Origin of the sequence: Kribbella sp. NPDC051936, assembly GCF_040680955.1 — a bacterium.
Classification (GTDB): Bacteria; Actinomycetota; Actinomycetes; order Propionibacteriales; family Kribbellaceae; genus Kribbella.
Genome location: NZ_JBFAXS010000008.1, coordinates 25,842 through 40,594 on the forward strand (window position 1 = coordinate 25,842; position 14,753 = coordinate 40,594).

10 protein-coding genes are annotated in these 14,753 nt (G+C 69.7%); 2 read left to right on the forward strand and 8 right to left on the reverse strand.

The features are described 5' to 3' along the window. Nucleotides 1–38 precede the first annotated feature (38 nt). From ligD to AB0L64_RS27585, 5 genes are all read right to left on the reverse strand, one after another. Nucleotides 39–1,013, reverse strand: coding sequence for a non-homologous end-joining DNA ligase (gene ligD, locus AB0L64_RS27565; RefSeq protein ID WP_363714597.1), 975 nt, complete (start codon nt 1,011–1,013; stop codon nt 39–41). Between the two features lie 18 nt (nt 1,014–1,031). Next, complete coding sequence (locus AB0L64_RS27570) at nt 1,032–3,029, reverse strand: ATP-dependent DNA helicase (RefSeq protein WP_363714599.1); 1,998 nt, start codon at nt 3,027–3,029, stop codon at nt 1,032–1,034. A 63-nt stretch (nt 3,030–3,092) separates the two neighbouring features. Then, nucleotides 3,093–5,393, reverse strand: coding sequence for a protein translocase subunit SecD (secD, locus tag AB0L64_RS27575; RefSeq protein ID WP_363714601.1), 2,301 nt, complete (start codon nt 5,391–5,393; stop codon nt 3,093–3,095). Between the two features lie 636 nt (nt 5,394–6,029). Then, nucleotides 6,030–6,662: a response regulator transcription factor gene (locus AB0L64_RS27580; protein WP_363714603.1), complete on the reverse strand. Its 633-nt coding sequence runs from the start codon at nt 6,660–6,662 to the stop codon at nt 6,030–6,032. Beyond that, a complete protein-coding gene (locus tag AB0L64_RS27585) occupies nt 6,659–7,783 on the reverse strand; it encodes a DUF5931 domain-containing protein (RefSeq protein ID WP_363714605.1) in 1,125 nt (374 codons plus the stop codon). Before AB0L64_RS27585 ends, AB0L64_RS27580 begins: the two co-directional genes overlap by 4 nt. Nucleotides 7,784–7,970: 187 nt before the next feature. Between AB0L64_RS27585 and AB0L64_RS27590 the strand changes: the two genes are divergently transcribed. Beyond that, nucleotides 7,971–10,346, forward strand: coding sequence for an immune inhibitor A domain-containing protein (locus tag AB0L64_RS27590; protein ID WP_363714606.1), 2,376 nt, complete (start codon nt 7,971–7,973; stop codon nt 10,344–10,346). A 55-nt stretch (nt 10,347–10,401) separates the two neighbouring features. Here the strand turns inward: AB0L64_RS27590 and hflX are convergent, their stop codons facing one another. Beyond that, nucleotides 10,402–11,880: a GTPase HflX gene (gene hflX, locus AB0L64_RS27595; RefSeq protein WP_363714608.1), complete on the reverse strand. Its 1,479-nt coding sequence runs from the start codon at nt 11,878–11,880 to the stop codon at nt 10,402–10,404. A gap of 72 nt (nt 11,881–11,952) precedes the next feature. After that, on the reverse strand, nt 11,953–12,795 hold the full coding sequence (dapF, locus tag AB0L64_RS27600; protein ID WP_363714610.1) for a diaminopimelate epimerase: 843 nt from the start codon (nt 12,793–12,795) through the stop codon (nt 11,953–11,955). A 23-nt stretch (nt 12,796–12,818) separates the two neighbouring features. Here dapF and AB0L64_RS27605 point away from each other — a divergent pair, with 23 nt between their 5' ends. Continuing rightward, entirely contained in the window at nt 12,819–13,094 is a 276-nt protein-coding gene (locus tag AB0L64_RS27605; RefSeq protein WP_363714612.1) for a hypothetical protein, read from the forward strand. 74 nt (nt 13,095–13,168) lie between these two features. Here the strand turns inward: AB0L64_RS27605 and AB0L64_RS27610 are convergent, their stop codons facing one another. Beyond that, nucleotides 13,169–14,749, reverse strand: coding sequence for an amidohydrolase family protein (locus AB0L64_RS27610; RefSeq protein ID WP_363714614.1), 1,581 nt, complete (start codon nt 14,747–14,749; stop codon nt 13,169–13,171). Between the last annotated feature and the right edge of the window lie 4 nt (nt 14,750–14,753).

Genomic DNA, 14,753 nt, shown 5'->3' on the forward strand with positions numbered 1-14,753 from the left:
CGCCCGGGACTGCATGTCGTCACCGGACCTGAATGCATTCAGTCGCGTCCGACGAGAACCGATTCCGGGTCGATGTCGAGGCGTAGACCACGCCATACCGGATGCCGGAGGCGGCCGTCGCCGCCCCAGCCGGAGAACGTGACCTCGGCGACCAGCACCGGGTCGAGCCAGTGTGCGCGCCGCCGGTCCGTCGTGGGGATGCCTGCCGGGTCGAAGGCCGGCTTGGCGATCTCGAGCCCGGTCAGCTCGGCGCTCAGCATGTCCAAAGTGGCGAAGTCGAGGCCGGAGCCGACCTTGCCGATCAGGACCAGCTCACCGTCGGAGTAGGCGCCGCAGTAGAAGGAGCCGATTCTTCCTTCCCGGTTCCCCTCCCCCGGGTGCCAGCCGCACAGGACGACGTCCCTGGTCTGCACGGGCTTGATCTTGATCCAGTCGGAGCTGCGCCGGCCTGGCAGGTACCGCGACTTGCGGCGCTTCGCCACCACGCCCTCGAGCCCTTGCGCGGCAGACTGTTCCAGCGCCTCGTCGCCGTCGGTCAACGCCGGCGGAACCTCCCAGAACGGGTCGCCGATGTCCAGCGACTCGAGCAGCCCGCGACGATCGTCGTACGTTGCGTCCAGCAACCACTGGCCGTCGAAGCGGAGCAGGTCGAACAGCCGCACCGAGACCGGCACCTCCGTGATCAGATGCCGGAGCTGGCGTGGATCGCGGACGTGCATCCGCCGCTGCAGCAGGCCGAACGACGGCGCGCCGTTCTCGTCGAGCGTGACGATCTCCCCGTCCAGTACGGCGGGCAGACGCAGACCCGGCGCCTCCGCGAGACCGATGAGCTCCGGGTACCCGCCGGAGACGTCGTGGCTGTTCCGCGACCAGAGCCGGCAGACGCCGTCGTCGACCTCGGCGATAACGCGGATGCCGTCCCACTTCAGCTCGTACGACCAGCCCGCGCCGGACGGCATCTGTCCCAGCGCCGCCATCATCGGCAGCACCGGCGGACCGGTCACCGGACTCATGACCGGCTCATGACTGGCTCATGTCGTCTGCAGTCGCTTCAGGGCCCCGAGCACCTTCTCACGATCGGCGGTCGGCCACATCGGCGGCAAGGAGGCGCGCAGGAACGCGCCGTACCGCTGGGTGACGATGCGGGGGTCGAGAATCGCGACCACGCCGCGGTCCGAGCTGCGGCGGATCAGCCGGCCGGTGCCCTGCGCGAGCAGCAGCCCGGCGTGCGTGGCGGCCACGGCCATGAACCCGTTGCCGCCCGCCTCGTCGACGGCGCGCTGGCGGGCCGCCATCAGCGGCTCGTCCGGGCGCGGGAACGGGATCCGGTCGATGATCACCAGGTTGCAGGTCGACCCGGGCACGTCGATCCCCTGCCACAGCGACAGCGTGCCGAACAGCGAGGTCTCCGGGTCCTCGACGAACTCGCGCGACAACTCGCCGAGCTGTGCGTCGCCCTGGCAGAGCACCTTGAGGTCGGTCGCCTCGCGCACCGCGGCGGTCGCCGCCTCCGCCGCACGACGCGACGAGAACAGGCCGAGGGTCCGGCCGCCGGCCGCGGTGACCAGGTCGATGATCTCTTCGAACTGCTTCTTGCCCAGCCCGTCGCGGTGCGGCGGCGGGAGGTGCTTGGCGACGTACAGGATCGCCTGCTTCTCGTACTCGAACGGGGATCCGACGTCGAGGCCGCGCCACGGCAACGGACCGGTCTCCGACGATTCGTCGAGCTCGGGCATCTCCTCGTCGTCGTCGAGCTTGTCGGCCGGTCGCAGGCCGACCTGGCGGGCGATCGCGTCGAAGTCGCCGCCCAGCGTCAAGGTCGCCGAGGTGAGCACCGCCGTACGGTCGCGAAGGACCAGCTCACGCAGCAGGCCGGCCACGGTGAGCGGGGCGATCCGGAGCTCGTGGCCGAAGCGGTCGCGGTCGATCATCCAGACCACGTCCGCGTCGCTCAGTGCGGCGACCCGCTCGGCGACGTCGAAGATCTCCTTGACCGCACCCTTGGACTGCCGCTTGGCCCCGTCCGGGTCGTCGTCCTTGTCGTCGGACTTCTTGTTCAGGTCGGAGTACATCGCGCGGGCCGCGTCGCGGACCAAGGCGGCGGCCTCCAGGACCGGCCCGTTGGACGCCTCGATCCGGCCCTCGCGGGTGCCGTCGAGCGCGGCGCGGAGCGCGTCGGAGGCGTCGATCAGGTCGTCGGCCTTGTCGTCATCGACGAACCGGCGGGCGCGCTTGGCGGCGCGCTCGACCATCTGCGGTGAGAGCTCGTCGCCCGCGGCGCCGGTGACGCGCGCAGGCAACTCGTGCGCCTCGTCGACGATCACGACGTCGTGCTCGGGGAGGACGATCCGGTTCTCGAAGGCGTCGATCGAGAGCAGCGCGTGGTTCGTGATGATGATGTCGGCCTTGCGGGCCTCATCCTTCGCCTTCTCCGCGAAGCACTCCTCGCCGTACGGGCATTTCTCGGCGCCGAGGCACTCGCGGGCGGCGATGGAGACCTGCTGCCACGCCTGGTACTGGTGCGAGGGAGCGTGGTCGCGGTCGCCGGCGCCGCCGTCGGCCAGTTGCTGCTCGGCCCAGTCGCGCAGCTCGACGACCTGGCGGCCGACCTCACCCGCCGGCGGTACGTCGACGAGCATGCCGTCGTCGTCCGGCGCACCCTCGCGGATCCGGTGCAGGCAGGCGTAGTTGTTCCGCCCCTTCTGGATCGCGTACTTCGGGCGGCGCGGCAGGAGCTTCTCGGTCGCGTCCAGCAGAGCGGGCACATCACGGTCGACGAGCTGCGCCTGCAGGGCGAGAGTCGCCGTGGAGACGACCACGCGACGGTCCTCGATCGCGTGCAGCAGCGCGGGCACCAAGTACCCAAGGGACTTGCCGGTGCCGGTGCCTGCTTGGACGAGAAGATGCGACCCGTCGTGCATCGCGGTGTCCACGGCTTGCGCCATCTCCACCTGCCCCGGCCGGGTCTGACCGGCGATCCCGGACACGGCAGCTTCCAGCAGTTCCCGCACATCTACACCCACCGCCACACCCTAGCCCGCCGGACGGACAGATTTCCGGTCCGGCGGCCGGGGTGTGGATAACCCGCTGTGCTACACGACTGCGCCGCGGTCCGGCTGGGCGTCCCGATCCACCTGCGCGCGCTTCGGACGCGGCGGCGGGGCCGGGTAGCGGCGCTCGAGCTCGAGGAGCAGCGGGGCCGCGGTCAGGTTGGAGGAGTACGTGCCGACGAGGATGCCGAGCAGCAGCGCCAGAGCGAAGTCGGCCAGTGAGTCGCCGCCGAGGAACAGCAACGCGGCGAGGATGAACAGCGTCGAGATACCGGTGTTGACGGTTCTCGGCAGCACGTTCACGATCGCGGTGTCGATGATCGTGCCGAGGTTGTCGGTGGATCGCGCGCTGCGGGTCTCACGGATCCGGTCGAAGACGACGACCGAGTCGTTCACCGTGTAGCCGATGATGGTCAGGATCGCGGCCAGGAAGATGCCGTCGATCGGTTTCCCGGTCCAGGCGAACACACCGACCACGACCGCGACGTTCTGCACCAGCGCCAGCACGGCACCGGCGCCGAAGGTCCAGCGGAACCGCGCGGCGAGATACGCCAACTGGGCGAGCAGGGCGATGCCGAGCGCGATCAGGCCCTTGTTCCGCAGCTCTGCACCGAGCGACGGGCCGATGCTCTCGTTGCGGATCACCTCGGCGTCGCCGCCGATCCTGGCGAGCGACTCCTTGATCTTCACGGCCTCGTCGTCGCTGATCGTCCCGGTCCGCACGGTGATGTCGTCGGTGCCGGAGGCTTGTACGACGGCGGTCGGGTACCCGGCCTCGGCGACGGCGGCGCGTGCCTGGTCCGGCGTGACGCGTTGCGCCGTACTGACCTCGATCAGGCGGCCGCCGGTGAACTCGATGCCGAGGTTCAGCCCGCGGACGGCGACACCGGCCACGCTCACCACGATCGCGACGGCCGTGATCACGAGCCAGCGGCGGCTGTGCTTCATCAGCGACGGCCGGCGGGCCTCCAGCCAGGTCCGCACCCGGCCGTGCCCGGCGATCCCACTCAGGCCCGGGTGGCGCAGGACGAAGCCGCGCGCCACGACGAACTCGGCGAGCACGCGGGTCACCACGAGGGCCGACAGCATCGACGCGATCACGCCGATCGACAGCGTGACGCCGAAGCCGCGGACCGGGCCGGCGGCCAGGAAGAACAGCAAACCGGCAGCCAGCAGGGTGGTGATGTTCGAGTCGGCGATCGCGGACAGCGCGTTCTGGAAGCCGCTGCGGAGCGATCTCCGCAGGCCGTCCGTGCGGCCGGCGATGTAGTCCTCCCGGGCGCGTTCGAAGACCAGGACATTCGCGTCGACCGCCATACCGATCGCCAGGACGAATCCGGCGAGGCCTGGCAGCGTCAGCGTGGCGCCGAGCGCGGTGAGAGCGGCGTACGACATCGCGGCGTACCCGAGCAGGCCGATGACCGCCATCAGGCCGACGAGGCGGTAGACGATGATGATGAACAGCGCCGTCAGCGCCAGGCCGATCATCGCGGCGAGCGCGCTGGCCTGGATCGCGTCCTGGCCGAGCGACGGGCCGACGGTGCGCTGATCGATCACCTCGACCGGTACCGGCAGGGCGCCGCCGGAGATCAGCGCGGCGAGATCCTTCGCGCTCTCCTCGGTGAACGAGCCGGAGATCGTGGTGGTGCCGCCGGCGATGCCGGTGTTGCAGAGCTGGTTGCCGCCGTTCGGGTCGACCTGCGGCGAGCTGATCACCTCGTTGTCGAGCACGATCGCGATCAGGCGCTGCGGCGTACCGACCGGCTGGCAGGCGGCCTTGCCGGTGATGTTCGCCCAGATCTTGCCGCCGTCGCCCTTGAAGTTCATCTCGACGAACCAGCCCTGCGCGACCTGCTGCGGGTCGAGCCGGTGCTCGGCGCCGCTCACCAGCTCGCCGGTCATCGCGGGCTTGGCGAGGCGCAGGAAACCCTGACCGCTCTCGGGCTGCAGGTACGTCTCCCCCGCCGCCGGTTTGGCCGGCTTGGCCGCCACCTGGTCGAGGACCTCGTGGAAGGTCAGCTGCGCGGTCTTGCCGATCACCTTCGCGGCCTCGCGCGGGTCCTGCACACCTGGCAGCTCGACGATGATGCGCTTGTCGCCCTGGCGGGTCACGTTCGGCTCGCTGACACCGAGCGCGTCGATCCGCCGGTGCAGGACCTGGGTGGCCTTGTCCGTGGTCTCCTTGGTCGCCTTGACCGTCGGCGAATCCTTCGCCTCCAGGACGATCTGCGTCCCGCCGCGCAGGTCGAGACCGAGCTGTGGTTTCGCGGTCAGGGTGACATACGTCGCCCCCGCGAGGACCAGGAACGCGAGAAGCGCGCGGACAAGGGACGACCGGTTCACCGAAGCCTCCGGAGCTGGGCACCCGCTGTGCGAGTGTCATGACAGAGAGCATCCACGTGGATGTGGAACGCACAGTGTACGGACGCCATTCAACCGGCCGCTACACAATCGCACAAGCGACGGCGTCGCGCGTGCGAAGCCCCGCTTGCCTGTGCAGCCGCTAGCTTCGTCGCTCCGCCGCTCCTCAAACGCGGCCGCTCCGCGCGCTCCCACCCCACTCCCCGAGCATTTGCCTCCGGCTGACACCGGGAGTTGCAGCTGGCGCCGGGCTTGTGGGCTGGCGCCGCGTGCTGGAGTCGGGGTCGTCGAGTCGTGGAGATTGGCGGTGAAATCCAACCGATATCCACGACTCGACTCAGGGCCTGGGAGCCAACAGCCACGACTCGGAGTCGAAGGCGGCGACCATTCAGAGCCAGCTCGTCGCAAGCGAGTGCCAGCGAGCAACTCGCGGGCGCCAGCCCACAACTCCGGCGGCAGCCGGATACGGTCGGCGGAGCCGCAACCCCGCGGCGCCAGCCGCAACTCCCCGGCGCCAGCCGGGGAGTTGATGCTTCGGGCGCTAGCCCGGGGTCCGTGGGAGCGCGCGTCGCGGCCGTGTCTGAGGAGCGGAGCGACGAAGTTGGCGGCTGGGCCGGATTACTCGCTGAATCCGTTTTCGATGGCGTACCGGACGAGTTCGGCTCGGTTGTGGAGTTGGAGTTTGCGGAGGGTGTTCTGGACGTGGTTCTCGACGGTGCGATGGGAGAGGACCAGGCGGGTGGCGATCTGTTTGGCGGTGAGGCCGCGGGCGACGAGGCGGAGTACTTCGGCTTCGCGGTCGGTGAGCCGGGGGACCTCGGGGCCGGTGCTGCCCAGGCGGCGGTACTCGCCCAGTAGCAGTCCGGCGAGGCCCGCGCTGAAGATCGCGTCGCCTTCGGCGGTCCGGCGTACGGCGTCGTCGAACTCGTCCAGCGATGCGGATTTCACCAGGTAGCCGGACGCGCCGTTCTTCACGGCGGCGAGTACGTCGTCCTGCTCGGCGCTGGCCGACAGCACCAGGACGCGGGTGTCGGGGAGGGCTGTGGTGATCTCGCGGGTCGCGTCCACGCCGGAGCCGTCGCCGAGCTGGAGGTCCATGACGACCACGTCGGGACGGGTCGCCAGCGCGATCTTCACGGCGCTCGCGACGTCCGCGGCGGTCGCGCACACGTCGTACCCGCGACTGCCCAGATCCCGGGCCACGCCTTCGCGCCACATCGGGTGGTCGTCGACGATCATCACACGCGTCATGCGGTCACCACTTTCAGTTCCCATTCGGTTCCTTCGCCGGGGGCGGTGCGGACGGTGACGGTGCCGCCGAGGTCGGCGATGCGGCCGCCGATCGACTGGCTCACGCCGAGGTGCCCGTCCACGTGGGCCTGCTCGAGACGGGCGGGGGTGGTACCGATCCCGTCGTCGCGCACCGACACCACGACCTCCTCGCCGAGGTCCTCGACCACGACCCACGACCGGGCCTCCGGGCCGGCGTGCTTCACCACGTTGCTCAGCGCTTCTTTGACCGCGGCAACCAGTTCGGCGGCGGCCGGTGCGGGCAGCAGGACCTGGGCGGCCGGTACGACGACGTCGACCCGGGTCGTGGCCAGCGGCAACAAGAGTCCACACAGATCAACGCGATCCCCCTCCGCCACGGCAGGGCGCGTCGACATCAAGGTGCGGAGGGCAACTTCCTGTTCGGCGGCCAGCCGGGCCAGCTCGGTCGCCTCGCCGCCGATCGCCGTACCGCGCCGCTGCACCTGGGCGAGGACCTGCAGTACGCCGTCGTGGATCGAGCGACTGAGTCGCAGCCGCTCGGCGGTCGCGCTCTCCACGGCGATCGCCTCGCGCAGCCGCCGTCCCGCCTGCCGCAGGGTCGACGCGGCGTACCCGACGACCAGACCGGCCACCAGCAGCAGCTGAACATTGCTCAGGATCTTCGCCGCGTGCTCGACGCCGCGCAGCGAGAGCAGCGCCAGGCTGATCGTTGCCGCGCCGAGCAGCCCGCCGTCGCGTCCGCGGGAGATCGCCAGTGCGAGGACCGGCCCGGCGGCCCACACCGACGTGAGCACGGAGGCCCCGGCGCGGATGTCGAGCAGCGGTTGCGCCCACAACGTCGCGTACATGCAGCCGACCGTCACCACGAGATCCGCGAACGCGAGCCGCGTGTTGCGCCGGCCCCAGCGGCGGCTGTAGCCGTACGACGAGATCAGCGTCCAGACGCCCATCACGGCCAGCTGGAGCACCGCGCCGTACGGGTGCACGATGCCGTCCCAGCGGGTCCAGACGCCGAAACAGGCGAACCCCCAGGTGAGGATGCGGAACACGACCAGCGCTCGCCACAGGGGCTGCAGCAGGTCGACCGTCTCGCGCTCCACGCGCACAGTCTGCCAAGGCAAAGGGCTGGGGAGCGTGAGCCCTTCTACTCAGACACGCAGGATTCCCCGCTGATTCACAGCTTTTCCTCAGGATCCACTTCAGCTGGGCGGATTTTCCCCGTACTGTCGCGCGCACACGCTCGGGGGAGCTACGAACACACTGCGTCATCGACAACGGAGGGGAATCGTGCGCAAGTTACCCGCCGGGCTGTTCAGCCTGGCCTTGGCGGCGACGACCGGGCTCGGCATCGCCGCGGCCTCGTCCGGGAACGCCGCCACACCGTCCACGCAGGGGTCGGCGCCCGCCGCCAGTGAGCCCGCACCGGTATCCGACGAGCTGCCCAGCCCGCTCGAGGACAAGCGCCGCGAGCTGCGGCAGGAGGCGCTGACCAAGGTCATCAACGGCCAGGCCACGCCCGAGCAGCGCAACGGCAGCACGGTCGTCAAGCTCGGCACCAAGGCCGCCGGCGCGAAGGGCGTCAAGAACGCGGCCGGCAAGGTCGACCAGTACGTCGAGCTGTCCCGGGAGAAGACCGACAAGATCTTCGTCGTGCTCGCCGAGTTCGGCAACGAGCGGCACCCGAGCTACCCGGACAAGGACCAGAACGCGAACATCCCCGGCCCCGCCACCTTCGAGGGCCCGCTGCACAACGCGATCCCGGCGCCGGACCGCTCGGTGGACAACTCCACCGTCTGGCAGGCCGACTACAGCCGGCAGCACTACCAGGACATGTACTTCGGCACCGGCAACTCGCTGAAGAAGTACTACGAGAAGCAGTCGTCCGGCCGGTACTCCGTCGACGGTGAGGTCACCGACTGGGTGAAGGTCAAGTACAACGAGGCGCGGTACGGCCGGTCGAACGGCTACCCGTGCGGCGGCAACGTCTGCAGCAACACCTGGTACCTGATCCAGGACGCGGTCAACCAGTGGGTCGCGGACCAGGAGGCCAAGGGCCGGACCAAGGCCGAGATCACCGCGGACCTGAAGTCGTTCGACCAGTGGGACCGCTACGACTTCGACGGTGACGGCAACTTCAACGAGCCGGACGGCTACATCGACCACTTCCAGATCGTGCACGCCGGCGGCGACCAGGCCGACGGCGACCCGCAGCAGGGCGAGGACGCGATCTGGTCGCACCGCTGGTACGCCGGGTTCCCGGGTGGTCCCGCGACCAACCCGAACGGCGGCGCGCAGATCGGTGACACCGGCCTGTACGTCGGCGACTACACGATCCAGCCGGAGAACGGCGGCGTCAGCGTGTTCGCGCACGAGTTCGGCCACGACCTCGGTCTGCCGGACGAGTACGACACCTCCGGTGCGGCCGTCGAGAACGGCGTGAACTGGTGGACGCTGATGGCGCAGAGCCGGGTCAGCGCGGCCACGGACGGCGGCATCGGTGAGCGCGCCGCCGACCTGAACGCGTGGGACAAGATCCAGCTCGGCTGGCTCGACTACGAGATCGTGGCGGCCGGCCAGAACCGGACCGTCGAGCTCGGCCCGCACGAGTACAACTCGACGAAGGCCCAGGGCCTGGTGGTGACGCTGCCGAAGAAGGAGGTCACGCACCAGCTCGTCCAGCCCGCGACCGGGACGAAGTCCTGGTGGAGCGGTCAGGGCAACGGCTTCACGCACACGATGAGCCGCCAGGTCACGCTGCCGGCCGGTCAGCCCGCGAGCCTCACGTTCCAGGCGAACTGGGACATCGAGGACTGCGGTCCGGACGCGTGTGACTACGCCTACGTCGACGTGAACGACGGGACCGGCTCGAAGCCGATCAAGGGCAGCATCACGAAGGACGCCGAGGGCAACGGCATCGACGGCAAGAGCGCCGGCTGGGTGCCCGCGACGTTCGACCTGTCGGCGTACGCCGGCAAGACGATCACCCTGCAGTTCCGCTACGCCACCGACCCGGCGGCCGGCGGGATCGGGTTCTTCGCCGACGACATCAAGGTGACGTCGGGCTCGACCACGGTCGTCGACTCGGGTGCGGAGACCTCCCCGGAGGGCTGGACGCTGAACGGCTTCAGCTCGGTCGGCGCGTCGTACACCAGCCTGCACGACAACTACTACCTGGCGTCGAACATCAACTACACCTCCTACGACCAGTACCTGAAGACGGGTCCGTACAACTTCGGTTGGGCGAACTCGCTGCCGGACAAGGTGGAGCACTTCCCGTACCAGGACGGCCTGCTGGTCTGGTACTGGGACACCTCGCAGGAGGACAACAACACCAACGAGCACCCCGGCGAGGGCCTCGTCCTGCCGATCGACTCGCACCCGACTCCGATCAACCGTCTCGACGGCCAGATCTGGCGTCCGCGGATCGCGGCGTACGACGCTCCGTTCGGTCTCGAGAAGGCGGACTCGTTCACGCTGCACGTGAACGGACAGGCCAGCTACATCCGCGGCCAGAACGCCGTACCGACCTTCAACGACAGCAAGTCGTACTGGACCGCGGACCAGCCGACGAGCAGCGTGAAGATCCCCAACAACGGCGTCAACATCAAGGTCCTGTCGAAGACCGGCACCTCGATGACGGTCCAGGTGACCAAGCGCAAGTGACGTCCTGAAACAGCAAGCGGCCCCCGAGGAAACTCGGGGGCCGCTTCGCGTTCGCTCAGACCGCTGCGTACGGCGTGAGGTCGCCGGCCAGGGCGGGGTGTACCCGGGCGGTGATGCGGGTGCCGTCCGCGGTGTGTTCGAGGTGTTCGACCGAGCCTTCGGAGTGGATCCGGGAGACCAGGTCGCCGCGGTCGTACGGGAGCAGGACGTCGAGGGAGATGTGCGGCTGCGGCAGCGCGCCCTCGATCAGCTCGCGGAGCTTGTCGATGCCCTCGCCGGTGCGCGCGGACACGACGATCGCGTTCGGCTCCCGGTGCAGGATCGGGGCCAGCGCCAGCGGATCGGCGGCGTCGGCCTTGTTGATCACCACGATCTCCGGGACGTCGGTCGCGTCGATCTCGGCCAGCACCTCACGGACCGCCTGGATCTGCGCGATCGGGTCCGGGTGCGAACCGTCGACGACGTGCAGCAGCAGGTCCGCGTCGGTGACCTCCTCCAGCGTCGACCGGAACGCCTCGACGATGTCGTGCGGCAGGTGCCGGACGAACCCGACCGTGTCGGTCAGCGTGTACACGCGGCCGTCCGCGGTCGTCGTCCGGCGGGTCGTCGGGTCCAGGGTCGCGAACAGCGCGTCCTCGACCAGCACGCCCGCGCCGGTGATCTGGTTCAGCAGCGAGGACTTGCCGGCGTTGGTGTACCCGGCGATCGCCACCGAGGGAACCAGGTTCCGGCGCCGCTCCTGACGCATCGTCGACCGGGTGCTCTTCATCTCCTTGAGCGTCCGGCGGAGCTTCGCGATCTTGGTGTTGATCCGGCGCCGGTCGGTCTCGATCTTGGTCTCACCGGGACCACGGCCGCCGATACCGCCACCGGCAGCACCGACGCGGCCACCGGCCTGGCGGGACAGGTTTCCACCCCAGCCACGCAGGCGCTGCTTCATGTACTGCAGCTGAGCCAGCTCGACCTGGGCCTTGCCTTCCTTGCTCTTCGCGTGCTGCGCGAAGATGTCCAGGATCAGCGCGGTCCGGTCCACGACCTTGACCTTGAGCTTGTCCTCCAGGTTGCGCAGCTGCGCGGGCGCCAGCTCGCCGTCGGCGATCACGGTGTCGGCGCCGAGCGACGCCACCAGGTTGCGCAGGTCGGCGACCTTGCCGGAGCCGATGAAGGTCGCCGGGTCGGGCTTCTTGCGGCGCTGGATCACGCCGTCGAGCACCTCGGAGCCGGCGGTCTCGGCGAGCAGCTTCAGCTCGGCCAGCGAGTTGTCCGCGTCCTCGGCGCTGCCCTCGGTCCAGACGCCGACCAGCAGCACCCGCTCGAGCAGCAGCTTGCGATACTCGACCTCGCTGATGTCGGTCAGCTCGGTCGACATACCGACCACGCGGCGCAGCGCCTGGCGCTCCTCGAGGTCGAGGCCCTCGGTGGTCAGATCCTGGTCATACTCATCGTGACCCGTCAACGAAGCGCCGGAGTCATCGCCCTCGATGAGGTCGGTTTCGACGTCGGTGGTCTCGTATGCCTGTGAATGGGTCGTCATATACCTTCCATGGTGGCACGGGCTCCTAGTACAGGCGACCCGTTTACCAGGAGTCAACGCCCCACGCAGGAATCAGATTCCCAACCAGGCCCGATCGAACTCGCCGCGCGCGTGCAGCACTGCCGGTCCGGTCAGTTCCAGATGATTGTCGGCACGCCACGTGACCGACACTTCACCGCCTGGTACGCCGACGCGGTACGTCACCGGAAGTTCGTCGCGGGCCTGGCGCGCGGCCGCGACCGTGACGGCACAGGTGCCCGTCCCGCAGGACCGGGTCTCCCCCGCGCCCCGCTCGTGCACCCGCATCTGGACGTCGTGCGCACCCCGGCGTACGACGAACTCGATGTTGACACCCTCCGGAAACGCCTCAGCCGGAGACCAGCCGGGCTGATCGCACAGGTTGCCGGGCTCCTCCAGGCTGTCGACGAACGCGACGGCGTGCGGGTTGCCCATGTCCACGGACACGGCGGGCCACTGGTGACCGTTGGCCTCGACCACGATTCCGGCCGCTGCGGGGAGCGTCGGCTCGCCCATGTCCGCGGTCAGCGTGCCGTCGTCGTTCTGCCGGACCTCCTTGACGCCCGCGCGCGTGCCGACCCGGACCGGTTTGCCGTCGATCAGGCCCGCCTCGGCGAGGTACTTCACGAAGACCCGGACACCGTTCCCGCACATCTCCGCGATCGAACCGTCCGCGTTGCGGTAGTCCATGAACCAGTCGCCGCCGTCCGCGACGTAGGACTGCTGGTCGCCCCGGATCACCCGCAGCACCCCATCCGCGCCGAGCCCCGCGTGCCGGTCGCACAGGAACCGCACCACGGCCGCGTCCAGCTCGCCGTGCACGGAACCGTCCGGGTCGGGCAGAACCACGAAGTCGTTCTCCGTGCCATGGCCCTTCAGCCAGGGAAACGTACTCATGCGGACAGCGTACGGTGTCGTCCGTGCAGCTGATCGCGTACTTCTGGGAGCGGGACGACGCCGTCGCCGTCGCGGACCAACTGGGCGGTGAGGTCGGCCGCGGGCGGTTCCACGGGGAGGACGACGACGAGGATCACCCGTGGGTCGTCGTACTGGAGGACGTGGACCGGGCCGCGCTGGATGCGTTGCTGGCTGAGCACGACGGGTGGCTCGACACCGAAACGGACGAGGCGCCGGCAGCTCCTCCCCCGCTGCCGGACCGGCCGAAGCGGTTCAAGGGTCGGCAGCTCGACAGGTAGAGCACCGGCGAGACGGTGTACGCGCGGACACGATCACGCTCAGGTGCACTATGTAGGCGCTTTGTACGTACTGTTCAGCTGGCGACAACCCGGCCGGCACGGCGACCGGTCGGTGTGCTGTTGGTGAAGGCTGGCTGGCCGGCGAGGAGGACGTGCCGTACGCCGACGGACAGCTGCCAGGGGTCGTCGTACGTCGACTTGTCGGCGACCTGGGCCGCGTCGAGGACGACCAGGTCGGCCATGGCGCCGGGTTGGATCACACCGCGGTCGGACCAGCCGAGGCGGGAGGCTGGGAGCGAGGTCATCCGGCGGATCGCCTCGGGAAGGGTGAGGACACCCCGGTCGCGGGCGTAGTGGCCGAGGACGCGCGGGAAGGTGCCGAAGTTGCGGGGATGCGGGTGGCCCGGTCCGGTCGCGTCCATGATCCAGCCGTCGCTGGCGACCGCGGTCCGGGGATGTTCGAGGACCGTCGTCACATCGTCCTCGCTCATCGCATGGTTCACGACGCTGACCGCGGCGTGGTGCGACTCGAGGATGCGGAGCACGATCTCGGCGGCGTCCACCCCGTCCCGCCGGGCGATCTCGGCGAGGCTCAGGCCGCGGCAGTCCGCGTAGCGCCCGGGTGGGAGGGATGCGATCACGACGGTATCGGGTGAGAGCAGGACGTCGGCCCGCAGAGCGTCCGCGATCCGTGCTCGTTCGGCGGGATCGGCAAGCCTGGCGAGCAACGCGGGGCGACGAGCGCTGCCTCGCGCGGGTGCCGGTAGCGTCTCGTCGGCGAGCGCCCAGGTCGGCAGCCTGGTGGTCAGCGTCGTGCTCGTCGCCGTGTACGGGTAGGCATCCCAGCCCAGGTCGACATCGTCGACCCGGTCCAGCAGTTCGAGGGCCGCGGCGACCAAGCCGTAGTTGGCCTTGCCAACGGCTTTCAGGTGCGAGATCTCCAGCCGTGCGCCGCCGGCCCGTGCGGCCGCGATCGCCTCGTCAAGTGCGGACAGCAGGCCGGCGCCTTCGTTGCGGATGTGGGTCGAGTACAGCAGACCGCACTCGGCGGCAGTGCCGACGAGCGCGGCAACCTCTTCCGGTGACGCGTAGGTGCCTGGCGCGTAGATCAGGCCGGTGGAGAAGCCGACGGCACCCTGGTCGGCCGCCGCGCGCAGCAGGTCCTGCATCGTCCGGAGCTCGGACGGCGACGGCGGTCGCTGCGCGCTGCCCATCGCGGCGATCCGCAGCGTGCAGTGGCCGACCTGGAGGGCGAGGTTCACGGCCGGTTCCAGCGTCGTCGCGAAGCCGGCGAGGTCGTGCCACGACCAGTCGTGCCGGGGATCGAGGAACGCCGTGCCCGCCCGCAGGGTCTCGAGATCGGTGATCGGGAACGGGGACCAGCCGCAGTTCCCGGCGACGAGAGTGGTGACGCCCTGGGTGAGCTGCGACGCTGCCGCCGGACTCGAGCCGAGACTGAAATCCGCGTGCGAGTGCAGGTCGACGAATCCCGGTGCCACAATGTTGCCTGTGGCATCGATGACCTCTGCGTCGGACACCGGATCGCCGGGCGGCAGCACCGCGCTGATGCGCTCCCCCTCGACGAGCACGGTACCGGGCCTGAGCTCGGCGCCGGTGCCGTCCGCGACCAGGCCGCCGGTCAGCGCCACGCGCATCGAA